The organism is Bacillus sp. OV322 (assembly GCF_900112495.1).
In the GTDB taxonomy this organism is placed as follows: domain Bacteria; phylum Bacillota; class Bacilli; order Bacillales; family DSM-1321; genus Peribacillus.
This window is the reverse complement of sequence record NZ_FOMA01000002.1, coordinates 492,376-515,818: the sequence shown is the minus strand read 5'-3', so window position 1 is coordinate 515,818 and position 23,443 is coordinate 492,376. Positions and strand designations below refer to the sequence as shown.

Sequence of the window (23,443 nt, the reverse complement as noted above, 5' to 3'; positions counted from 1 at the left end):
AATCTGCTTCCCTCAGAGGCAGCAGATTGTTTTGCTATTTATATTATTTTTACTTACTCTCCTTCAAAATATGAAAAGTCAATTTCTTTAACCACAAACTTCTTCCTTATACTAACTCCAATATCATTTTCAATCATAAGTCTTGCTAATTTTTTGCCTCCAATAAGAATTATTTTTTTACTTTCAAGGCGATCGACATATTCTTCAGCACCCTTTGTAAAGTTAGATGTTGTAATAAAAATACCCTTTCTAGCCCCTTTTGCATCTAAAGCTCCAGAAAAACTCATAACATCAGGTCTTCCAACAGTATTTTCCCAACGCTTTGCCTGAACATAGATATTATCAAGTCCTAATTTGTCCTCCTTGATAATACCATCCAGACCGCCATCATTCGTCTTTTCAGTTACTTGCCCGTCTCCGTATCCCATAGCAGTAAGTAATTCAACTACGATATTTTCTAATCTTCTCCAATGTGCCTTTTTCAGTTCCTCAACGAGATTATTAATTAACTCATCTTCGATTTCTTCAACTTTATCTTGGATTACTTCAAACGGGTCGATGAATTTTTCTAACTCTTCAATTTCATCATTTATTTCTTCCGAATTATCATTAAGCAATGTTAATCCATATTCTGTAATCTGATATGTGAATTTGCTAACTTCTTCTATGTAACCTTGCTTTTTCAAAGAATATCTTGAAGCTCTCATCCTATGTGTAAAAATAAATTCTTTGCTATCAGGATATGAGATGGTCAATTGTATTTCTGATAACGAAAAATAATCTGCTACACCAGCATTAAGCATAGAACTTGTGTAGGGCTTTTTATCTTTCATTACTTTTAATAATGGTATTATTATTTCTTTCGATGATGGTATGGAGTCAACGATAGTTTGGTCAAATTCATTTAATAATGACTTCTTTTCAATTATGTTTAATAGTTCTTGCTCTGTAGCCGGTATTCCATTCGCGCTAAAAAGTTCTAGTATTTGGCTACCATTAAAGTTTTTTTCACTTAAAGTCTTAATTATTAGTAAGACCTTATAAGACTCCTCATTGTAAAACTTATTTCTTCCATCTATAAGGACCGGTATGAATTCATTAAAGATTTTAATCCATCTTCTTCCATTACTTTCAGACCATCCAACTCTCTTGGATAAAGCAATTTGAGTCATATACCCCTTTTTCATATTCCCCATCTCCATATATTAAGTAATAGTACTATTTTATCATAACGAGAATTACACAATCCCTTATACTGGAAATTTAGTTGAAACAATTGAAGACAAACAAAAGCCCCTATAAATGCGAAGATATTAAATCCGCAATTATAGGGGCAATGACAAATTTCATATTAGAACTTGCTTAACACGAGTGTGTTTAGCAGTCTAATAATTATTTTTTCAAGTTATAGAAAGATTTCAAGCCATCGTAAACAGCAAGCTCGCCAAGCTCATCTTCAATGCGTAGAAGCTGGTTGTATTTCGCGATACGGTCTGTACGTGAAAGTGAACCTGTTTTGATTTGTCCTGCGTTCGTTGCAACAGCGATGTCGGCGATTGTAGCATCTTCTGTTTCACCTGAACGGTGGGATACAACAGCTGTATAGCCAGCACGTTTTGCCATTTCGATTGCATCGAATGTTTCAGTCAATGTACCGATTTGGTTAACTTTGATTAAGATGGAGTTGGCAATGCCTTTTTCAATTCCTTCAGCAAGCTTCTTTGTATTTGTAACAAACAAGTCATCGCCCACTAATTGAACTTTTCCGCCAATGCGGTCAGTCAATAGTTTATGGCCTTCCCAGTCATTTTCGTCAAGTCCGTCTTCAATGCTAAGAATCGGGAATTCATTAACAAGTTCTTCATAGAAGCTTACCAATTCTTCAGAAGTTACGCCTGTTTTTCCTTCGCCGGCAAGGTCGTATTTTCCAGTTTCTCTGTTATAGAATTCAGAAGAAGCAACGTCCATTCCAAGGTATACATCTTCACCAGGCTTGTATCCGGCTTTTTGGATCGCTTCGATGATGACTTCCAAAGCTTCACGGTTAGAACCTAAGTTTGGAGCAAATCCGCCCTCATCGCCTACAGCTGTGTTTAATCCTTTAGCAGAAAGAACAGATTTCAATGCATGGAAAACTTCCGCACCCATACGAAGAGCTTCTTTGAATGTTGGTGCTCCAACAGGAAGAATCATGAATTCCTGGAAGTCAACGTTATTGTCAGCATGTGATCCGCCATTGATGATGTTCATCATTGGAGTCGGAAGCTGCTTAGCGTTGAATCCGCCAAGGTAGCGGTATAATGGAAGGCCAACTGATTCAGCAGCAGCATGGGCACAAGCCATAGATACGCCTAGAATAGCGTTAGCACCTAATTTACCTTTGTTTTCTGTTCCATCAAGCTCGATCATTGCGCGGTCAATGCCGATTTGGTCTGTTACATCAAATCCGATGATTGCTTCTGCAATTACATCATTTACATTTTCCACTGCTTTAAGAACACCTTTTCCAAGGTAGCGGGATTTGTCGCCATCGCGAAGCTCCACTGCTTCATGCTCTCCAGTAGATGCTCCTGAAGGAACAATAGCGCGGCCGAAGAAGCCGGATTCTGTCATAACTTCTACTTCTACAGTTGGGTTTCCTCGTGAATCTAATACTTCTCGTGCGTATACATGTTGAATAAATGGCATAATAATTCTCTCCTTTTTTGTGTTCGGTTTTTATTTATTAATTAAAGATGATCCTGTCATTTCAACAGGTTTTTGAACTCCAAGCAAATCAAGCATTGTTGGAGCAAGGTCACCTAAAATACCGTCTGTCCTTAATGTTACATCATTTTTTGTCACAATGACAGGAACAGGGTTTGTTGTATGGGCAGTCATTGGATTGCCTTCAAGCGTTACCACTTCATCAGCATTCCCATGATCAGCTGTTATTATGGCAGTGCCGCCTTTTGAAATCATAAGATCCACAATTTTGCCGAGACACTCATCGACAGTTTCAATGGCCTTGATTGTCGGCTCAAGCATTCCTGAGTGGCCAACCATATCCGGATTAGCAAAGTTCAGAAGGATTGCGTCAAATTTATCATTTTCGATCTGCTCCATAAGTGCATCTGTAACTTCATAAGCACTCATTTCCGGCTTTAAGTCATAGGTCGCAACCTTCGGAGAATTGATCAGGATCCTTTCTTCGCCAGGAAACTTCTCTTCACGTCCCCCGCTCATAAAGAATGTCACATGCGGATATTTTTCAGTTTCTGCTATCCTCAGCTGTGTCAGATTATTTTGCGAAAGCACTTCTCCAAGCGTATTATCCAGGTTCGTCGGCTTGAATGCCACATAACCATCCACCGTCTCAGAAAAATGAGTCAGGCAGACAAAATGAAGATGCTTGGGATGCCCAGGACCGCGGTCAAAAGCACGGAAATCCTCATTTGTGAATGTATTGGAAATCTGTATGGCACGGTCAGGGCGGAAATTATAAAAGATAACAGAATCATCGTTTTTAATTGTAGCCACTGGTTTTTTATCGTCGTCTGCTGTGATTACTGAAGGAATAACGAACTCGTCGAAAATCCCGTGCTCGTACGAATCCTCCACACATTCCATCGCTGAAGTATAAGCAGGACCGTCTCCGTAAACCATTGCACGATACGATTTCTCTACGCGTTCCCATCTCTTATCACGATCCATGGAATAATAACGTCCAGAAATGGTAGCAAATTGTCCAACGCCAATTTCCTTCATTACTTTCTCGGCATCCTCAATGTATCCCTTTGCTGTTTTAGGGCCCACATCACGACCATCTAAGAAGGCATGTACATAAACATTCTTCACGCCTTCTTTCGCGGCAAGCCTCAAGAGTGCGTACAAATGATCGATATGGCTATGTACTCCCCCATCAGAAAGCAATCCGAATAAGTGAAGATTTGTTCCTTTTTCTTTCGCATGATTCATGGCATCAAGGAAGGTTTGATTTTTGGCAAACTCCCCTTCTCTAATAGCAAGATTCACACGTGTTAAGCTTTGGTAAACAACACGGCCAGCACCAATATTCAAGTGGCCGACTTCCGAATTCCCCATTTGTCCTTCTGGAAGACCAACAGCTTCACCGCTTGCTATCAGCTGTGCATGCGGATATTGCTCCCAAAAACGGTCGAAATTTGGTTTTTTTGCTTGATACACTGCATTTCCTTTATGTTCGCCGCGACATCCGAATCCATCTAGGATGATAATTGCCACAGGTGTCTTACTCATATTGTCCAGCCTCCAATAACTTCAGGAAAGATTGTGGTTCAAGACTTGCGCCACCCACTAAAGCTCCATCTATATCAGTCTCTGCCATATACTCATGAATATTCTCAGGCTTTACGCTTCCGCCGTACTGAATGCGGACTGCATCCGCGGCTTCTTTGGAAAACTGTGAAGCGACTACATCCCTGATATGGGCACAAACCTCATTTGCATCCGATGCATTAGATGATTTGCCTGTCCCTATAGCCCAGATAGGCTCATAGGCAAGGACAATGGTCTTCACTTGTTCTTCACTTAAACCGGCAAGGCCTTTTTTGATCTGGTTTTCCACATGTTCATTCGTCAGGCCGCTGTCCCGCTGTTCCAATGTCTCGCCGCAGCAGAGAATTGGTGTCAGATGATACTTAAATGCCGCGCGGACTTTTTTGTTCACCATCTCATCTGATTCATGAAACAGCTGGCGGCGTTCTGAGTGGCCCAAGATTACATAGTCAATGCCGATGTCTTCCAAAGATGCGGGACTGATTTCCCCTGTAAATGCACCGCTCTCTTCATAGTGCATATTTTGAGCCCCGATTTTTACATGTTTATTTTCTGCAGCCAGCACAAGCTGGCCAAGGAATAGACAAGGCGCGCATACTACGGCCTCCATTTTCTCGGGTGATGGAACTAAGCTGCTTACTTCTTCCAGAAAATGTTTAGCCTCAGCTAAAGTTTTGTTCATCTTCCAGTTTCCAGCAATAATAGGTTTACGCATTAACGACCATCCTTTCCTGGTTAGACGGTTTTTTGATTATATTATATCATTTAATGCGGTTACGCCTGGCAGTTCTTTTCCTTCCATAAACTCAAGGGATGCTCCCCCGCCTGTAGAAATATGTGACATTTTATCTGCAAGGTGGAATTTCTCTACAGCCGCAGCTGAGTCTCCGCCTCCGATGACACTGAATGTATCCGTTGATTCAGCCAGCGCTTCTGCCACTTTTTTCGTTCCATTGGCGAATTTATCAATTTCAAATACTCCCATTGGCCCGTTCCAGATCACCAGCTTTGAGCTTTTGATTACATCTGCATAAAGCTCGCGGGTTTTCGGTCCAATATCAAGTGCTTCCCAATCTGCAGGAATGGAATCTACATTAACTTCTTTTGTGTTTGCATCATTGGAAAAGTCGTCTGCTACGATTACATCAATCGGCATGTAAAGCTTAACGCCTTTTTCTTCTGCTTTTTTAATGAATGAAGCAGCAAGATCGATTTTATCTTCTTCAAGCAAAGATTTGCCGATTTCATGGCCTTGGGATTTGATGAATGTGTAAGCCAATCCGCCGCCAATGATCAGGTTGTCCACCTTTTCAAGGAGATTTTCGATGACGCCGATTTTATCCTTAACCTTCGCGCCGCCAATAATGGCAGTGAATGGGCGTTCTGGATTAGACAATGCTTTTCCAAGCACCTCTAATTCTTTTTGCATCAACAGCCCTGCAGCAGCTGGAAGGTATTGTGCAATTCCTTCTGTTGAAGCATGCGCCCGGTGCGCCGCTCCAAATGCATCATTTACATAAACATCCGCAAGTTCAGCAAAGGATTTTGCCAGCTCAGGATCATTTTTCTCTTCTCCAGGGTAAAAACGGACATTTTCCAGAAGAAGAATTTCGCCTTCCATCATTGAACTGATTTCAGCCTTAACAGAGTCTCCGAAGGCTTCATCTGTCTTACGCACATCTTTTCCAGTCAGCTCACTGAGTCTTTTTGCAACAGGTGTCAGGCGAAGCTCTTCTGTCACTTGGCCCTTTGGACGTCCAAGGTGGCTTGCAAGAATAACCTTTGCTCCTTGCTCTGTCAAATATTCGATTGTCGGCAAGGCTGCTCTGATTCTAGTATCATCTGTAATCTTTCCGTTCTCCATTGGAACATTAAAATCAACGCGGCAAAATACGCGCTTGCCCTTTACATCGATATCCTTTAATGACTTTTTGTTCATGGCTGGTACCTCCTTGAATTGCTTCATAATTTTAAACATTTAATTGATTAAAAAAGGGAGAGGGCAATATATCCCAACTCCCCTGTTATCTTTTTCATTATAGTCTGTTTTTGGGGCGCTTTCCAATAAGTACGCCGGTTCTTTCTCTTGTCTTACAGTCCTTTAGAAGCGATATAATCTACAAGGTCAACTACACGGCTAGAGTAGCCAGTTTCGTTGTCATACCAAGAAAGCACTTTAACCATGTTACCTTCCATAACCATTGTAGATAATGCATCGATTGTAGAAGATGCAGGGCTACCGTTATAGTCAGTTGATACTAAAGGAAGTTCGCTGTAGTCAAGGATTCCTTTAAGCTCGTTTTGTGATGCGGCTTTGAATGCTTCGTTCACTTCTTCAGCTGTTACATCTTTTTCAAGCTCTGCAACAAGGTCAACTACAGATACGTTAGGTGTAGGAACACGCATAGCCATACCGTTTAATTTTCCTTTTAATTCAGGCAATACAAGAGCAACCGCTTTTGCTGCACCAGTTGTTGTAGGAATGATGTTTTCTGCTGCTGCACGTGCACGGCGGTAGTCTTTGTGCGGAAGATCAAGAATCTGCTGATCATTTGTGTATGAGTGAACAGTTGTCATCATACCGCGCTTGATGCCGAATTTATCAGAAAGAACTTTAGCAAAAGGAGCCAGACAGTTTGTTGTGCATGATGCATTTGAAAGAACATGATGGTTTTGTGCATCGTATTTGTCTTCGTTAACACCCATTACAATTGTGATATCCTCTTCTGAAGCAGGAGCGGAAATGATAACTTTTTTAGCGCCAGCTTCAAGGTGCTTCGCTGCATCTGCGCGTTTTGTGAAACGGCCAGTTGATTCAACTACAACCTCAACGCCAAGATCTCCCCAGCCTAATTGAGCAGGATCGCGTTCTGCCAAAACTTTCACTCTATGTCCAGCTACAACAAGATAATCGCCGTCTACTTGTACTTGCTCAGGCAATTTACCGTGAACTGTGTCATATTGAAGCAAATGTGCAAGCATGTTTGCATCAGTAAGGTCATTGATTGCTACGATTTCTACATTTTCGTTCTTTAATGCTGCGCGGAATACGTTACGTCCAATACGTCCAAATCCGTTAATACCAACTTTTACTGTCATGTTAAAGTTCCTCCTTTAAAGTTCGGAAAATAATAAGTTATATTTATTTTAAAGAGATAGTTATCCCTTTATTAACTCTTGTGCTACTGCTTCATCTGTAATCAATACAGTCGAAGCAGGGGCTCTTTTCATGTAAGAGCGTATGGCTTTGGCTTTGGACTGCCCGCCTGCCACCGCTATGACATTCTTCAGGCCGTGAAGATCATCCAGCTGGATTCCCACTGTTTTTACCTTGTGCACCACTTCGCCGTTTTCATTGAAGTAATATCCAAAGGCTTCACCTACTGCCTCGCCATCTTTTAAGACCTCCATGATCTCCGGAGATGTTTTTCTCCGCTCCGCCATTCTCATGGCATCGCCAATACCGTGAAGGACAATATCAGCAGATTTGATAAGTGATAAAACGTCTTTAATGATTGGATCTTTCATGAATGACTGATAAGCCTCGTTGCTCACCTGATCAGGAATGTATAGCACCCTGTGTGATGCCCGGGCTTTTTCTGCCATTCTCGAAACAATCGTATTGGCCTGATTTTGCACATCTTCTCCAAGGCCGCCCCTGGCAGGCACAAACACTAACTTTTCATTGGCCGGGTCAGGCGAAAGCATATTGGCAACCTCTGTCATTGTTGATCCGCCCGTAACTGCAATGATATTATTGCCAGTCCACAGACTTTTCATGTATGCTGCGCAGGCTTTGCTTAATTCACTTTTTGCCCATGGAGACTGATCGCTATTTCCAGCAACAATAATGACCTGTTTTACTTTTAATGCCTTCTTCAGTTCCTGTTCCATTATGTCTATACCCATAACTTCCCGCATTACACTTTCTAATTTTTCGAGGATATCTTTCCCCTCATCTGAAAGCTGCATGCCTGAACTATTCACTTCTATCAAGTGCTGGTCCTTCAGGAATTCAACCTCGCTCCTTAAGACACGTTCAGTTAAGTTAAGGGAGACAGCCAGACTTCTCCGGCCTACAGGCTGCATAAATCCGATATATCTGAGAATGTCATACCTTTTTTGCATAGCTGTAAGAAAATCAGGCAATAATTTTCTTTGTATATCCAGCAATGAGCGCATATTTGTAAAACTCCTTGCAGTTTAAGTCTAGGACACTTTTTGTCCCGCTTAGTCATTTATTGTCCCACTTGGTCCAAAAAAATATACCTGCTTGATTCATATCTTAACAGGAATATTTTTTTTCTTCAACTGATAAACACCTATTTTTCTAAAAAAGCTGATATAGCCTTTCCCTTTCTATATTGCCATATTGTATTATCTCATTTCTCCATACCAGCACCGGAATCATTAAACCGTATTTTTCTAGCAGATCATCATCTGAATGAATGTCAATAATCTGAAAGCCAATGCCTGATTCTGCTTCTAATTCTTCCATAACCTTCTTTGCTTTATCGCACAGGGGACATTGTTCCCTGCTGTACAGCGTAAATCTTTCCTCTGTCAATGCAATCAGCCTTTCACTCATATCTTTTTCTTTTTGAAGATGACGGAATGCCGAGCTGCTCACGATATTTTGCAACCGTCCTCCTTGATAAAAGAATTCCGCACTCTTCCTTCAAAAGCTCTGCCAGTTCAAGATCTGATAAAGGCTTCAGCTTGCTTTCATTTGCGATGATTCTCTTTAAGCCGATTTTAGCCTGCTGCCCTGACATATCCTCATTGTTTGCAGATTGCAGCGAAGAAGCAAAAAATGTTTTCATTTCAAATGTTCCAAATGGCGTCTGGACATATTTATCCTTTACTGCCCTGCTTACTGTCGACTCATGGATGTGAAGTTCATCCGATATTTCCTTCATAGTCATCGGCCGGAGATGTCCAAGCCCAAAATGAAAGCAATCAGGCTGACATTCCGCAATTTTCGTCATCACTCTCAATATTGTATCCCTGCGCTGCTGAATTCCGCGTGAAATCCATTGGTATTCCTGCCATTTATCACGAAGGAAATGATTCACGCTTTTATCATGATGTCCCTGCATTCTTTTCAGGTATAGCTCATTTACATGCAATTCCTGGAATCCATTTTCATAATGGCTGACATACAGCTCACCATCCCTTGATTCTACGACGACATCTGGAGTAATATAGGAAGGCTTATCCTGAAAAAATCTTGAACCCGGACGGGGATTAAGCGACTGCACATAATCAAACACGTCCTGGATTTGCTTTAAAGTAATTCGCTCTTTTTTCGCGATCTCCTTCCATTTCTTCTCTGCAAACAGCAGAAAATGATGTTCAAGAATATGCTTGGCAAGAGAATCAGGATCTTCGTACTCAGCTTGTATGAGCAGGCACTCCTGAAGATTCCTTGCCCCGATGCCATGCGGCTCCAGGCGCTGAATGGCCTTCAGGCATCTCTCCGCTTCTTCAAGGGGCACACAATAAGCTTCCGCAATATCTCCAGCCCCAATGCGCATATAACCGTTTTCGTCAATGTTCCTGATATATTCCAGCATCATGCTTTGCTGTTTTCGGGTGTATTCACCAATATTGATTTGTGACAGCAGATACTCTTCGAGTGAAGGTGCATCTTCAGAAAGCTGTTCAATAAAGTTCTGCTTATTGCCATACATGCTCATCCGCTTGCTTTTTCTCCGGACAGAAGCAGCATGAAGAGGCAAAGCACTATTATGCTCAAGGGTCAGTAAGGGATTTTCTATAAGTTTATTTTCGAGAAACGATGACAGCTCCTGGGAAGAATATTGCAAAATGGCAATTGCCTGGCTTAATTCCTGTGTCATGGATAATTTTAGCGTCTGCTGCTGAAAAAGCCCCGCCTTCATATTCAAAATCATTCCCCCGTTCGTCCTTAATGCCTTGCACAGAGTTTATACTTATTTGGTAACGCTTTCTTTTTGAGTTAATTTTAATTTCAGGCGCTTGCTTCTGCAGGCAGTTCAATGACCTCTTTCCCGCAGAAATGCCGCATTTCGCTCCGCCCATTCCCTTTGAAGCTTTTACAGCGTCATATTTTTAAAGCCGTATGGCCGCTCCTATTTTTAATTATTCTTCCTCTATTATACTATGCAAACAGGCAAAGGGGGAATGACATTCACACATCATTTTTCCATTAGCGGGAGCAATGCGGAAATACATGCGGGTTAACTGGCTGGTAACTTAAGCTGTGTAATAAAAGGAGAAGGCCTATTTTTTTAAGCTTAGACTCGTGTACAAGCAGTTTCGCATATCGCAGAAATATATTTATATGAATGATTTAGGAGGTGAAATAATTTGTCTGATAATATTACTAATTAGCGATTGCGGATGCACTGCTGGGGAAGAATGCATGTTTTCTCCATCTTACGGAAACTTTTGGCATACAGGTTATGTAGTTATAAATCCAGGAGATCCTTTGCCTTTAAACAATACTAGTACTGCTGTAACAGGAGGAATCTCCAGGAGCGGGAATGTCATTAATATTCCTCAAGCCGGGGATTATTTGATTTCTTATTCCGTGACAATCTTTCCAGAAAACCGGGTTGCAGTTGCCGGAATCTACTTAAATGACAGTTTAGTTCCTAATGCTCAAACAAGAAGCCAATTATGAAATCAGGAAATTCCAATTAAGTAAGGCACTCAAGTATGGATGCCTTATTTTCATTTTGGCATAAAAAAATACCATCATGTTATAAAAACACAATGGTATCAAGTAAATTATGACGCCCTCGGCAGGAATCGAACCCACATCTCAAGAACCGGAATCTTACGTGCTATCCGTTGCACCACGAGGGCAAATTAGTATTTTACGACGTTTTTTATTATATTCTACTTTTGACTATATTGCAAGAGATGGTTCCATGTTTAAATATATCACTGATGGGTATCATGGTTAATGCGGAAATTACTTCCTTATTTACTTACAGCAAGACATCTTTTCGGGTCAATTCGGCAAGAATCCAGTTAATTTTCCAAGGTATGAGCACTATCCGGAAATTGTCGAACAAATTTTTGTCTAATGAGTCCGTTTCGTTTGACCTTTATTGACCAAAAAGTGTATCATACATACATACTAGGTTCCTGTTGGAGCCCATTTCATTCACATACGATCAAGGAGGAAAAAGCATGAACTTAATTCCTACAGTTATTGAACAAACAAGCCGCGGGGAACGTGCCTACGATATTTATTCACGTCTATTAAAGGACCGCATCATCATGCTTGGCAGTGCGATTGATGATAATGTTTCCAATTCCATTGTAGCCCAGCTGCTGTTCCTGGAAGCTGAAAATCCGGAAAAGGATATCACTCTTTACATCAACAGCCCAGGGGGAAGCATTACGGCAGGCATGGCAATTTATGATACTATGCAATACATCAAGCCAAACGTTTCTACTGTATGCATCGGTATGGCCGCATCAATGGGAGCATTCCTGCTTGCAGCCGGAGAAAAAGGAAAGCGTTATGCCCTTCCAAACAGTGAAGTCATGATTCACCAGCCTCTTGGAGGAGCTCAAGGACAGGCAACTGAAATTGAAATCGCTGCCCGCCGCATCCTTTTCCTAAGAGAAAAGCTGAATACAATCCTTTCAGAACGCTCTGGACAGCCTCTTGATGTAATTGCGAAAGACACAGAACGCGATAACTTCATGACAGCTGACCGTGCAAAAGAATACGGCCTGATCGACCAGGTTATTTCACGCAATGTGCTTGAAAGCAAAAAAGAAGAAAAGTAACAGCTGATTGCGCTGAATTACCAAGTAAAATACAAAAAAGTTTCTTCGGAGATTACTCCGGAGAAACTTTTTTTATGATCATTATTCCTGCTCAACGAACTTCTGAAGTGCTTCCACTGCTTCCTCTTCGTCGCGGCCGTCCACGATAAGCTTTATGGAAGAACCGGAACTTACAGCAAGGCTCATTAAGCCCATGATGCTTTTGGCGTTCACTTTTTTGCCGTCCTTTTCTAAATAAACATCAGAGCTGAAGCTAGTTGCTTCCTGCACAAATAATGCTGCCGGACGCGCTTGCAGCCCCGTTTTCATGCGGACCATAACTTCCTTTTCAATCATTTCCGTTCTCTCCCTTTTCTCTTAGATCTTATGGGCAGAAAGACCTTCTCCCCCTCTTAACTTATCAGCAATTTCATCAATCTTGCGCAGACGGTGATTGATGCCCGACTTGCTGATGATGCCGCCTGATACCATTTCACCAAGCTCTTTCAATGTAACATCCTGATAGGCCACTCTTAATTCCGCTATTTCGCGCAATTTATCCGGAAGTATACTTAATCCTACTGTCTGATCGATGAGCCGGATATTTTCTACCTGCCTTAAAGAAGCGCCGATTGTTTTATTTAAATTTGCTGTTTCACAGTTTACCAGGCGATTTACAGAATTGCGCATATCCCGGACAATCCTTACATCCTCAAATCTCAGCAATGCTGAATGGGCGCCTGCAATACTCAGAAATTCAGCAATTTTTTCAGCTTCCTTTAAGTAAGTAATAAAGCCTTTTTTCCGCTCCAGCGTTTTCGCCTTTAGCCCAAATTCATTCATTAACTCACAAAGAGCATCATTATGTTCTTTATATAATGAAAAGATCTCCAGGTGGTAGGAGGAGGTTTCAGGATTATTGACCGAGCCCCCTGCAAGGAATGCCCCTCTTAAATAAGCACGCTTGCAGCATTTCTTTCCAACGACTTCCTTTGAAATATCATGCTGGATTTCGTAGCTCGCACCCATTATTTTCAAGTCCTGCAAAACGGCCTGTCCGCCCGAAGACATCCTGACAATATATACATTATTCTTTTTCAGCTTCATTTTCTTGCGGACAAGCAGTTCCACCTGGACAACATAGCTCTTTTTCAAAAGGGTATAGATCCTTCTGGCTATTGCAGCATTTTCCGTCTGTATATCGACAACAAGCTTGCGGTTTGAAAAAGATAGAGAGCCGTTCATTCTTATGAGCGCGCATAATTCCGCTTTTCCGCAGCAATCCTTGCTGTCAATGGTTGTCAGTTCTTTTTTCGTTTCTGAAGCAAACGACATGGATTTCCGCCCCCAACCGAATTTCATAGTATCTTACCCTATGGGCAACCGTATCTCACCGGGCCATCCGATTAGTTTGCATCTCGGCTTTCCTAAAATTCCTCAGCTTCTTTTCCCCCTGAAGGAAAAACTGCAGGACTTCCATCTATTCTACGGTTTCATCCCATGTTTAGTTTCATCTATTAGCATATTATATAATAATTCAGCCACTTTTTTGGTATTATGCCTGATTGCATTTCCTTCATAGCTGAATATCTGGTCCTGGACAATTTCCAGGCCGAGATTTTTAAGGCTTTCCACATCATAGACAACAGGCTTCGCAAACTCCTCCTGGTACCTCTGCTGCACTTCCTCTGGTATTTCTTCATTATTTACAAGGATCCGGTCGATAAACGGACCTTCCATATGATCATATATCGCTTTGATGTGGTCGCTCGCAGTATAATCAAGAGTTTCGCCGGCCTGTGTCATCAAGTTGCAGACATACACCTTTTTAGCATGTGACTTCATTACCTCCCTGCCGATTTCAGGCACAAGAAGGTTCGGAAGTATGCTGGTATACAGGCTGCCTGGACCGATTACAATTAAGTCGGCTTGTTTAATTTCCTGAAGCGTTTCGCTAAGCGGCTGAATATCAACAGGAGTCAAAAATACCCTTTTGATTTTCTTGCCGGAAAAAGGTATTTTAGATTCCCCAGTTACAATGCTTCCATCCTCCATCTCGGCATTCAGGACCACACTCTGATTGGCGGCAGGCAGAACCTTTCCCCTGACATTCAGAACCTTGCACATTTCCTGTATGGCATGAACAAAGTCGCCTGTAATGGAGGTCATGGCTGCAAGAATCAGATTGCCGAGCGAGTGCCCGGCCAATTCATTTGCGCTTGCAAACCTATGCTGAAACATTTGCTCGACCAGGGGCTCAACGTCCGAAAGGGCAGCCAGCACATTTCTGATGTCGCCTGGTGCCGGTATGTCCATTTCATTCCTGAGCCTTCCAGAGCTTCCCCCATCATCAGCAACCGTGACAATGGATGTAATTTCAACAGGGTAGGTTTTTAAACCGCGCAATAGTACAGGGAGACCTGTGCCTCCCCCAATTATGACAACCTTAGGCTGCTTTTGTTTAACTTTGCTTGTTTGCATGATTTGTTCCCTTTCCCTTCTCAATATCGCGATGGGAAACCTGCGTTGTATAATCCTCTGCAAAATGATTTGCTATATACTCCGCCAGCGCTACTGACCGGTGCTGGCCTCCTGTGCATCCTATTGCAATGACAAGCTGCGACTTGCCTTCTCTCTTATATTGAGGAAGCATGAACGCAAGCAAATCTGTCACTTTTTCGAGAAATTTATGCGTTTCATTCCACTTTAAAACATAGCTTGAAACCTCTTCATCCAAGCCTGTCTTTGGGCGCATATGGTCAATATAATGCGGATTAGGCAAAAACCTCACATCAAAAACCAGATCGGCATCAATCGGGAGGCCATGCTTGAATCCAAAAGACATGACATTTACGGTAAAAATCGGTTTCTTATCGGTGGAAAACTCTGTTAATATCTTTTCCCTCAATTCCCTTGGCTTGATTTGAGAAGTGTTATATATAAGCTGCGCTCTCCCTTTCAGCTCCTCAAGAAGGCTTCTTTCCATTTGAATCCCTTCAAGCGGAAGCCCTGATGGAGCCAGAGGGTGAGTCCGTCTTGACTCTTTATATCTGCGGACAAGGGCAGGATCATCTGCATCCAGGAATAAGATCTGGGCGACCACCCATGAAACTTCTGCAAGATCGTCCAGCGCTTTAAATAAGTGGTCAAAAAATTCACGGCCCCTAAGATCCATGACAAGCGCTACTTTATTCATTTTATTGCCGGAATCTTTCATCAGCTCCAAGAATTTAGGAAGCAGGGTCGGCGGCAGATTATCCACACAGAAAAAACCCAGATCTTCAAAGCTCTGAATGGCCACTGTCTTTCCGGCCCCTGACATGCCTGTAATGATGACTAATTGTGTTTCGTTAGATCCTGTACTCATTATTTAACCCCCGGTTTACAACTTATCTCGGACATTGTCAGCCCGGATCAAGCCGGTATGAAAGAAGCTTGAATTCAGGCGTATACGTAAATGTGCCGTAAATAATTCCGCTTCCATGAATCATATATTCAAGGATATGGCGGTCGCCTTCAGCCATCGGCAATGTTTTTACATCATCCAGAGGATGCCAGTACAGCTCCCCTTCTTCGCATTCATCAACATTAACGCCGTCCGAATCTTCAGCAAAAAATGTAAACATCATCCATTCTGAAAGGACCTTTTCGTTTTCTGTCATAATGAAAGTAAAGATTCCTTTTAACGAAGGATTTTTTAGATATACAGCTGTTTCTTCCCGATATTCACGGATACAGGCATCCCTGACAGATTCACCAGGTTCCATCTTTCCGCCTGGGGCTACCCACCAGCCGCGCCTCGGTTTTTTTAAAAGAAGGATTTTATCGTCTTTTACCAGCACACAATTTGTAACACGCTGCATGTTTTTCACCTCAAATGCCTGACCATAACTCTTCCAGGTTCCGCTTTCCTAAGATGTATATATTAAATGACTTTATTTCATAACAATGGAGCAACTTGAATTCCTTTTATTATACTATTTTTAAAATGCTCCCACAATGAACAACCATTGCGAGAAGAAATGGAAATTAATGAATGGGGAAAACCAGGGCCTTTTTCTGGAAAAGGAGAAAATCAGTGGCAATGCAAAAAAATAGGCACAGATTATATCTGTGCCATCCAGGATTTATAGTTATTAAAGGGGGTCAATTTCTACTCTAACTATACCCCCGAAATGTTTCATCCGTGTTACAGTGCAGTTAAAACACTATGACGTTTTTTTGAAGCTGATTCAGCTTAAGCCTTAAGTTTAAGCTTATCCTTCAGCTCTTCAATGTAATGCTGGGCCGCTTGGGCAGCTATGCTTCCATCACCGGTTGCTGTGACGATTTGGCGAAGCGTTTTTTCGCGGATGTCGCCTGCAGCATAAATTCCCGGCACACGGGTTTCCATGCGTTCATTTGTTTCGATATAACCTGTAGCATTAGTAATGCCAAGACTTTCGAAAGGCTTAGACAATGGAAGCATTCCGATATAAATGAAAACTCCATCAGCAGGAAGCTCAGTTTCTTCACCATTTTCGGTTGAAATCAAAGTGACACTTCCCACTTTTCCGCTGTTTTCATTAATGGACTTCAATGTATGGTTCCAGATGAAGTTCACCTTTTCATTGGCAAAAGCGCGATCCTGAAGAATTTTTTGAGCACGCAGTTCACCGCGGCGATGCACGATTGTCACCTTAGAAGCGAATCGGGTAAGGTAAACTCCTTCTTCCACAGCTGAATCTCCCCCGCCAATGACAAATAGCTCTTTCTGTTTAAAAAACGCTCCGTCACAAACGGCACAGTAAGATACTCCGCGTCCGCCAAGCTCTTTTTCTCCCGGAACCCCTATTTTTTTGTATTCCGCTCCAGCAGTTACAATAATTGTACGGGCTTTATATTCCTTTGAGCCTGCAATGATGGTTTTATATTCATCGCCATCTATAACTTCCTTAACATCTCCGTAAGCATATTCAGCTCCGAATTTTTTCGCATGGTCAAACATCTTCGTAGAAAGCTCAGGCCCTAATATTGTTTCAAAACCAGGGTAGTTTTCCACTTCTTCCGTGTTGGCCATTTGTCCGCCAGGCACACCGCGCTCCAGCATTAATGTTGATAAGTTTGCACGGGATGTATAAACGGCAGCAGTCATTCCGGCTGGGCCGGCACCGATGATGATCACGTCATAAATGGTTTCTTCAGACACTTTATTCACTCCTTCAGAATTCCTGGCATTTTGTTCACCGGTAAAAATAACCCCGATGAACCTATGGCACCAAGCAATAATCCTGTATAAAAAGTTGCTTGCGCTTTTGTATCGCCTTTAGTATTTCCTATCTATTATCCTATATAACAAATAAATTTACGTCCAAGTTTTTGCTCATTGCAAAAGATCATTCACCAATTTTACATACTTGGAAAGAGTAGCTGAAGAAATGAAGTGTTTATCTGCTATTTCCTGCTGGCTTTTCTTTTCACCCCTAAGCTTGTTCCAGGCATATTCGACCGCTGCAGCCCAGCCTGCCGGATTCGTCAGCTTCTGTCCTGTATCGACTGCTTCAAGAAATACGGAAAACCACATTAAATATAACCCTGCCTCTGCAAGCTGGATCGGCTGGAAATGCTGATACAAAAGCTCTGCTGTCCGGTCTGCAAAGTCAACGGGAAGCGTTTGCCGGCCCGCTGCCGGCCCTTTAATGTAATCTCTGTACTCTTTTTCAGTCTCTGTAAGCAGTGTGTTTTTCACAAATGCAGGATGCCTCATTATGGTCTTTTTTTGGGAAGAATGCTTAGCAAGAAAAATGGCAAACAGCCTTTCTTCTGTAAAGTCACTTTCCAGCCTCTTGATGATAGATGGCAGATGGTGCTCAAAGCCATTTACGCTTGCATTCATGTCACCCCATGGTTCCAGTCCTTCTTTTTCAGGATTGATTTCAACCACGCGCTTCCAGGCCTGGTGAGCCGTGTTTTCATGACCTAAATGAAAGGCAGAGGCCGCGAGCCAATAATAAAAAGTGCCGTCTCCTTCAAATCCCTGCTTTTGCAGCTGTCTCAGCCACTTAAATGCCAACGAGTACTTCCCGATTAAAGCGAAGGTAGCCCCGAGCTTAAAGCGCTGCTCAAAAAGCATAGGCCTGATTTTGTCCAGTGCCTCCACCAATTCCTCGACCTTTTCTTCATTATGCTGATAATGATTGAAAACAACCAAGTTGCATAATGCATGCAGGTTCCCCGGACTCTTTTCGAGCACATCTTCAAGTGTTTCGAATGCTTCATCGATTTTGCCGAGATAAAAATAAGCAAGTGCCAGGTTGTTATATGCAGACCAATAATCCTGATACTCCTCAATCGTTTCCTTAAGCACATCAATGGCTTTCGGGAAATTCCCTGCTTCAAGGTATTCCTTAGCCTGCTCCTGCTTGAAAATCAGGCCGTCCTGCAGGTTCAGGCTTTCCTCGGTTTCATCTGATTCAAAAGTAATCAAATCAAGAAGATCCTCGGCATCTTCGCTGAACTCTCCGTCTTCCTCTTTATTAAGATATGAGCTGGCATGCCGGTATGCTTCCTTGAACATGCCAAGATGTGCATAGTTATTGGCCAGAAAATAGTGGCATTCTGTCATGAAAGGATCCAGAACATCCAGTATATTTTCCAGCAGATTATTGGAATAGGCATATTCGCCAATTTCTGTACACGTTATGGCGAGCTGGCAGGCAATCATTGGTTCTGATGGCTCCAGCTCCATTGCCCGTTCCAGGTATTTTTTCGCATTATATAAATCACGTCTGTGATAGGCTTTTAATCCCTTGGTAAAATAATATTCCCCAGTCGGATGAAAGGAAAATATTTTAGCAGTTTGGCTAAGTTTAGAGTCTTTGCTCATGAAATCCTCCACATTCAAGTTGTTTAGATATAGTAGTATACCATATATATGAGGATATAAGGAACCGCCGCATAGGATAATCGTTTCAGTCTTAAAAACCGCCAAACACACTATTCACCCCGCTCCTTAAAACAAAAAACCCTCCTTTATCCAGTTCTTCCTCAAAAAAATTAAAAAATAAGCCTTTCTATCCATTACACTTGTGGATAGGATTAATAAGATGGGATAATGGATATGTATATATAAAGCGGAAGCGCCTGTTCAGCCCCGACCAGCATAAGGCGCGCAAGAATTAGAAGGCGCCCTTTGCCTTCGTTTCACTTATGACCTCGAGGGGCTTGGCGCTGCAGCTGGATTCAATATAAAGCTAAACCGCCTGTTCAGAGGAGCAGACCATATAAAAGTTCTATAAAATTCCCATCTTAAGGAGCAAGTTATGTCAAAGAAAGCACTTTTTAAGTTATTCGATTTATCCGGATTATTAATTTTTCCTATTTTAAGCCTGCTGTACACCTGGCTGAACACTCATCCTCGTGAGGCTGTTAATATATCAATGCCCATTGATGATAAAATTCCGTTTCTGTCTGTTTTTATTGTTCCTTATATCATCTGGTATGCCTTCATTTTTGGCTATCTGTTTATATTTTGGCACAAGAATTCGGCCCTGTACTGGAAAACCATCTGGTCCATTGCCCTTGGAGAAATCATTTGTTTTGCCATTTATTATTTTTTCCAGACTACCGTACCCCGGCCTTCAGTCGAAGGAAAGGGCATGCTGTCGGCTCTTGTTATGCTGATTTACAGCAACGATGAACCTTTTAATTGTTTCCCGAGCATTCACGTGCTGACAACCAGCCTGATTATGATGACATCCTTCCATTTTAAGAAAACAGGAGCAGTCCGGAAATGGACGATTCATACGATAGGAGCTTTAATTATTCTTTCGACACTATTCGTAAAACAGCATGTATTTCTAGACTTAGTGGGCGGGCTATTAATCGCGGCCGGCATGCATGCAATATTCTTTAAAGTGACACTCCCCTCCTTCAAGGTGGCAAGGGAGAAAAGCAAACAGGACTATCAGGCCTTTTAAACAAAAAGAAGAGAGGATCAGCTCCTCTCTTCTTTTTTGCTATTCAGATTATCATTCTTTTTCAGCATGTCTCTTTTTCAAAACAGACAGCACTTCCTGAAGCGGAAGTTCCTGTTCCTGCAGCAGCACAAGCAGGTGATAAAGCAAGTCTGCTGTCTCCCACGAAAGCTCCCCGTGATCGCGGTTTTTAGCGGCAATAATTACTTCAGATGCTTCTTCACCTACCTTTTTAAGAATTTTATCTACACCCTCGTTAAATAGATATGTAGTATATGATCCTTCAGGCATCGTCTTCTTGCGGGTCTCAATCAAGGATTCAAGCTCGAACAGAAACGCTGCATCCGGTCGGACGGCTGAGCCGGTTTCCTTGCTTTCATACAATTTTTCCGTAAAGCAGCTTTGAGTTCCTTTGTGGCAGGCCGGGCCCTGCGGAATGACCTTTACGACAAGGGAATCCTGATCACAGTCATATATAATTTCTTTGATTTTTTGCGTATTGCCGCTTGTCTCTCCTTTATGCCAAAGTTCATTCCGGGATCGGCTGAAGAACCAGGTCTCCCCTTTTCCAATCGATAAGTTCAAAGATTCTTGATTCATATAGGCGAGTGTCAGGACTTCCCCTGTTTCAGCATTCTGAACAATTGCAGGTACCAGTCCTTTTTCATCATATTTAATGTTTTCGGCATTCATCTTACAATCACCCCTTGTTGTTTTAGATAATCCTTCACTTGTTTGACAGATGTCTCTTTATAATGAAAAATGGAAGCGGCAAGCGCTGCATCTGCTTTGCCTTCCTGAAAAGCTGTCTTAAAATGTCCGGCATTCCCAGCGCCTCCTGAGGCAATGACTGGAACATGAACCGCTTCACTGACCGCCTTCGTCAATTGAATGTTAAATCCTTGTTTTTCTCCGTCATTATCCATGCTTGTAAGCAGGATTTCGCCCGCTCCCCGTCTTACAGCTTCCTTGGCCCATTCTATTGCTTCATAATCAGCAGGCTTCCTTCCTCCATGAGTATATACCCGCCATGACCCAAGCTCTTCATCAAAGCGGGCATCAATGGCAATCACAATGCACTGTGAACCGAAGTAATCTGCACCTTCATTAATCAGTTCTGGCCTCAATACTGCTGCTGTGTTTAAGGAAACTTTATCCGCACCTGCACGCAGGATTCTTTTCATATCTTCAAGCGAATTGATGCCTCCGCCGACAGTGAATGGAATGGCAAGACTTGCAGCGACTGATTTGACCACTTCAGCCATTGTCTGGCGTCCTTCGTGGGAAGCAGAAATATCAAGAAAAACCAGTTCGTCCGCACCTTCTTTATCATAAAATCCAGCTAATTCCACAGGATCTCCAGCGTCTCTAAGCGATACAAATTGCACACCTTTGACAACTCTTCCATCCTTCACATCCAGGCATGGAATGATTCTTTTTGTCAGCATTCAATCACTCACCCTTTTAAGTGCTTCACGGACTGTAAAACGGTTTGTATAAAGCGCTTTGCCAATAATGGCCCCTATCACGCCATTCGCCTGATACTCCCTTAGGGCCGCAATGTCCTCAAGTGAGCTGATGCCGCCTGAGGCGATGACCTGCTTTCCTGTTTCTTCTGCCATAGTTACAATTCCCCCGATATTCGGCCCGGAAAGCATGCCGTCTGTTGCAATATCTGTTACTATGAAAACTTCAGCTCCTGCATCAGCCAATGCTTTTCCAAGCTCGACCGCCTTCGTTTCTGAAGTCTGGAGCCAGCCGTGTGTTGCTGCCATGCCGTCCTTTGCGTCTATCCCAATTGCAATTCGGCTTCCATAGCGCCGGATCATATCCTTTGTAAAAGCAGGATCTGAAACAGCAGCACTGCCAAGGATCACTCTCTCAATTCCATTTTCAAGGTAATGGGTCACATCCCGCTCACTCCTTATTCCCCCGCCTATCTGGATCTTGGCCTGCAGTTCATTCGCTGCCTTAATCACAAACGCATCATTTTTCCTCTCGCCCGCTTTTGCGCCATCAAGGTCGACCATATGGATCCATTCCGCACCTTGCCCGGCAAAGGACTTGGCCATATCAAAAGGAGAGTTTCCATAAACCGTTTCCTGACTGTAATCTCCCTGAATCAGGCGTACGCAGTTTCCGCCGAGCATATCAATTGCAGGATATATCGTAAAAGCCGTCATGCCCGAACTCTCCCCTCCACTAATTCCAGATAATTTTTCAAAAGCGACATGCCCATATCCCCGCTTTTTTCCGGGTGAAATTGCATGCCGAAAACATTTCCTTTGCCGACAACCGCCGGTACATCCACATCATATTTTGCGGATGCTTTCACCACTTCTGCATCCTTTGTGCGAACATAATAGGAATGGACGAAGTATACATAATCCTCCTTGAGCCCCGCCAGTATCGGGGACTCTCCGCGGAAAGCAAGATGATTCCAGCCCATATGGGGAACTTTGTAGGAAGCACCCTCACTGTCCGTCCCCTGAAATCGGATTACATCTCCAGGCAGCAAGGAAAGGCCTTTTGTATTTCCATTTTCTTCGCTGCTTTCAAACAGCAGCTGCATGCCGAGGCATATGCCAAGAAGCCACCCGCCGCGATCGGCATATTCCTGCAAAAAGCCAGTAAGATTTTGTTCATTGAGAAGGCCCATGGCATCCTTGAAGGACCCGACTCCAGGAAGAATGATGCCTGATGATTTTGAAAGGTGCTTTGGATCATCAGAAATGAATGAATCTGCCCCGAGTCTTTCAAGCGCCTTACTGACGCTGAATAAATTCCCCATGCCATAGTCGACAATGCCGATCATTTATAACATCCCTTTCGTGGAAGGAATGCCTTTCACCTGCGGATCTATGGAAGATGCCTCGTTTAGTGCCCTGCCTAAAGCTTTGAATACCGCTTCAATCATATGGTGGGTGTTTTGGCCATAATGAACGATAACATGCAGATTCATTCTTGCCTCAAGAGCCAGCTTCCATAGAAATTCATGCACCAGCTCTGTATCAAAGGTGCCGACCTTCTGAGAGGGGAATTCCGCACGGAACTCCAGATGCGGCCTGTTGCTCAAATCAACAACAACCTGTGCCAATGCTTCATCCATAGGCACGAATGCATTACCATAGCGCTTAATCCCCTTTTTATCGCCAAGCGCCTCCAAGAACGCCTGTCCAAGGCAAATGCCGATATCCTCTGTTGTATGGTGGTCATCCACTTCAATGTCGCCCTTTGCATCCACATTCAGATCAAAGTGGCCATGCTTCGTGAATAAATCCAGCATATGTGTCATAAAAGGAACACCCGTCTCAATCAAAGCATTCCCTTCACCATCAATCCCCAGCTCAAGCCTCACAAACGTCTCACTCGTCTTCCTCTCCACAAACCCTGAACGCTCCATCACACATCCTCCTTCTTGG

General features: G+C 42.8%; 24 protein-coding genes and 1 tRNA gene. 3 read left to right on the top strand and 22 right to left on the bottom strand.

Annotation, left to right across the window (positions count from 1 at the left end):
* Positions 1-53 precede the first annotated feature (53 nt).
* From BM126_RS06760 to rpoN, 9 genes are all read right to left on the bottom strand, one after another.
* Complete coding sequence (locus BM126_RS06760) at positions 54-1,187, bottom strand: restriction endonuclease (RefSeq protein WP_177201339.1); 1,134 nt, start codon at positions 1,185-1,187, stop codon at positions 54-56.
* 205 nt (positions 1,188-1,392) lie between these two features.
* Positions 1,393-2,688: a phosphopyruvate hydratase gene (gene eno, locus BM126_RS06755; RefSeq protein ID WP_090988793.1), complete on the bottom strand. Its 1,296-nt coding sequence runs from the start codon at positions 2,686-2,688 to the stop codon at positions 1,393-1,395.
* A gap of 30 nt (positions 2,689-2,718) precedes the next feature.
* Entirely contained in the window at positions 2,719-4,257 is a 1,539-nt protein-coding gene (gene gpmI, locus BM126_RS06750; RefSeq protein WP_090988792.1) for a 2,3-bisphosphoglycerate-independent phosphoglycerate mutase, read from the bottom strand.
* Positions 4,250-5,011 (bottom strand): triose-phosphate isomerase, encoded by a 762-nt coding sequence (gene tpiA / locus BM126_RS06745; RefSeq protein ID WP_090988791.1) that lies wholly within the window; start codon positions 5,009-5,011, stop codon positions 4,250-4,252. Before tpiA ends, gpmI begins: the two co-directional genes overlap by 8 nt.
* A gap of 36 nt (positions 5,012-5,047) precedes the next feature.
* Positions 5,048-6,235, bottom strand: coding sequence for a phosphoglycerate kinase (pgk, locus tag BM126_RS06740; RefSeq protein WP_090988790.1), 1,188 nt, complete (start codon positions 6,233-6,235; stop codon positions 5,048-5,050).
* A gap of 152 nt (positions 6,236-6,387) precedes the next feature.
* Complete coding sequence (gene gap, locus BM126_RS06735; RefSeq protein WP_090988789.1) at positions 6,388-7,395, bottom strand: type I glyceraldehyde-3-phosphate dehydrogenase; 1,008 nt, start codon at positions 7,393-7,395, stop codon at positions 6,388-6,390.
* A gap of 60 nt (positions 7,396-7,455) precedes the next feature.
* Positions 7,456-8,478 (bottom strand): sugar-binding transcriptional regulator, encoded by a 1,023-nt coding sequence (locus BM126_RS06730; RefSeq protein WP_090988788.1) that lies wholly within the window; start codon positions 8,476-8,478, stop codon positions 7,456-7,458.
* Positions 8,479-8,626: 148 nt separating this feature from the next.
* On the bottom strand, positions 8,627-8,926 hold the full coding sequence (locus BM126_RS06725; RefSeq protein ID WP_256213001.1) for a glutaredoxin family protein: 300 nt from the start codon (positions 8,924-8,926) through the stop codon (positions 8,627-8,629).
* Positions 8,877-10,199 (bottom strand): RNA polymerase factor sigma-54, encoded by a 1,323-nt coding sequence (rpoN, locus tag BM126_RS06720; protein ID WP_256213014.1) that lies wholly within the window; start codon positions 10,197-10,199, stop codon positions 8,877-8,879. Before rpoN ends, BM126_RS06725 begins: the two co-directional genes overlap by 50 nt.
* A 503-nt stretch (positions 10,200-10,702) precedes the next feature.
* Here rpoN and BM126_RS06715 point away from each other — a divergent pair.
* The gene (locus tag BM126_RS06715; protein WP_090988785.1) at positions 10,703-10,963 is read left to right on the top strand and encodes a hypothetical protein; all 261 of its coding nucleotides are present in this window, start codon (positions 10,703-10,705) and stop codon (positions 10,961-10,963) included.
* A 113-nt stretch (positions 10,964-11,076) separates the two neighbouring features.
* Here the strand turns inward: BM126_RS06715 and BM126_RS06710 are convergent.
* Positions 11,077-11,148, bottom strand: a tRNA-Arg gene (locus tag BM126_RS06710).
* A gap of 330 nt (positions 11,149-11,478) precedes the next feature.
* On the opposite strand from BM126_RS06710, the gene clpP reads away from it, so the two are divergent.
* Positions 11,479-12,087 carry an ATP-dependent Clp endopeptidase proteolytic subunit ClpP gene (gene clpP / locus BM126_RS06705; RefSeq protein ID WP_071352830.1) on the top strand — a complete coding sequence of 203 codons (609 nt, stop codon included), beginning with the start codon at positions 11,479-11,481 and terminating at the stop codon, positions 12,085-12,087.
* A gap of 81 nt (positions 12,088-12,168) precedes the next feature.
* On the opposite strand, the gene BM126_RS06700 is transcribed toward clpP, so the two are convergent.
* The 7 genes from BM126_RS06700 to BM126_RS06670 all read right to left on the bottom strand — a co-directional run bounded on the left by BM126_RS06700 (position 12,169) and on the right by BM126_RS06670 (position 18,931).
* Entirely contained in the window at positions 12,169-12,423 is a 255-nt protein-coding gene (locus BM126_RS06700) for an HPr family phosphocarrier protein (RefSeq protein ID WP_090988784.1), read from the bottom strand.
* Positions 12,424-12,444: 21 nt separating this feature from the next.
* A complete protein-coding gene (gene whiA, locus BM126_RS06695; RefSeq protein ID WP_090988783.1) occupies positions 12,445-13,401 on the bottom strand; it encodes a DNA-binding protein WhiA in 957 nt (318 codons plus the stop codon).
* Positions 13,402-13,551: 150 nt separating this feature from the next.
* Positions 13,552-14,547 carry a gluconeogenesis factor YvcK family protein gene (gene yvcK, locus BM126_RS06690; RefSeq protein WP_090988782.1) on the bottom strand — a complete coding sequence of 332 codons (996 nt, stop codon included), beginning with the start codon at positions 14,545-14,547 and terminating at the stop codon, positions 13,552-13,554.
* Positions 14,528-15,433, bottom strand: coding sequence for an RNase adapter RapZ (rapZ, locus tag BM126_RS06685; protein WP_090988781.1), 906 nt, complete (start codon positions 15,431-15,433; stop codon positions 14,528-14,530). The genes yvcK and rapZ overlap by 20 nt, the downstream gene beginning before the upstream one ends.
* A gap of 37 nt (positions 15,434-15,470) precedes the next feature.
* On the bottom strand, positions 15,471-15,929 hold the full coding sequence (locus tag BM126_RS06680; protein WP_090988780.1) for an NUDIX hydrolase: 459 nt from the start codon (positions 15,927-15,929) through the stop codon (positions 15,471-15,473).
* Positions 15,930-16,303: 374 nt separating this feature from the next.
* Positions 16,304-17,254, bottom strand: coding sequence for a thioredoxin-disulfide reductase (gene trxB, locus BM126_RS06675; RefSeq protein ID WP_090988779.1), 951 nt, complete (start codon positions 17,252-17,254; stop codon positions 16,304-16,306).
* A gap of 174 nt (positions 17,255-17,428) precedes the next feature.
* Complete coding sequence (locus BM126_RS06670; protein WP_090988778.1) at positions 17,429-18,931, bottom strand: tetratricopeptide repeat protein; 1,503 nt, start codon at positions 18,929-18,931, stop codon at positions 17,429-17,431.
* Positions 18,932-19,367: 436 nt separating this feature from the next.
* On the opposite strand from BM126_RS06670, the gene BM126_RS06665 reads away from it, so the two are divergent.
* Entirely contained in the window at positions 19,368-20,024 is a 657-nt protein-coding gene (locus BM126_RS06665; RefSeq protein WP_090988777.1) for a phosphatase PAP2 family protein, read from the top strand.
* Positions 20,025-20,075: 51 nt separating this feature from the next.
* Here BM126_RS06665 and hisIE read toward each other — a convergent pair whose 3' ends face one another.
* From hisIE to hisB, 5 genes are read right to left on the bottom strand one after another with little or no spacing between them, the layout of a single operon-like run.
* Positions 20,076-20,714, bottom strand: a complete 639-nt coding sequence (hisIE, locus tag BM126_RS06660; protein ID WP_090988776.1) for a bifunctional phosphoribosyl-AMP cyclohydrolase/phosphoribosyl-ATP diphosphatase HisIE — start codon at positions 20,712-20,714, stop codon at positions 20,076-20,078.
* Positions 20,711-21,469: an imidazole glycerol phosphate synthase subunit HisF gene (hisF, locus tag BM126_RS06655; protein WP_090988775.1), complete on the bottom strand. Its 759-nt coding sequence runs from the start codon at positions 21,467-21,469 to the stop codon at positions 20,711-20,713. The genes hisIE and hisF overlap by 4 nt, the downstream gene beginning before the upstream one ends.
* Positions 21,470-22,204, bottom strand: coding sequence for a 1-(5-phosphoribosyl)-5-[(5-phosphoribosylamino)methylideneamino]imidazole-4-carboxamide isomerase (gene hisA, locus BM126_RS06650; protein WP_090988774.1), 735 nt, complete (start codon positions 22,202-22,204; stop codon positions 21,470-21,472). It lies immediately after the preceding gene.
* On the bottom strand, positions 22,201-22,836 hold the full coding sequence (gene hisH, locus BM126_RS06645; protein WP_090988773.1) for an imidazole glycerol phosphate synthase subunit HisH: 636 nt from the start codon (positions 22,834-22,836) through the stop codon (positions 22,201-22,203). The genes hisA and hisH overlap by 4 nt, the downstream gene beginning before the upstream one ends.
* Positions 22,837-23,424 carry an imidazoleglycerol-phosphate dehydratase HisB gene (hisB, locus tag BM126_RS06640; protein WP_090988772.1) on the bottom strand — a complete coding sequence of 196 codons (588 nt, stop codon included), beginning with the start codon at positions 23,422-23,424 and terminating at the stop codon, positions 22,837-22,839.
* Positions 23,425-23,443 lie beyond the last annotated feature (19 nt).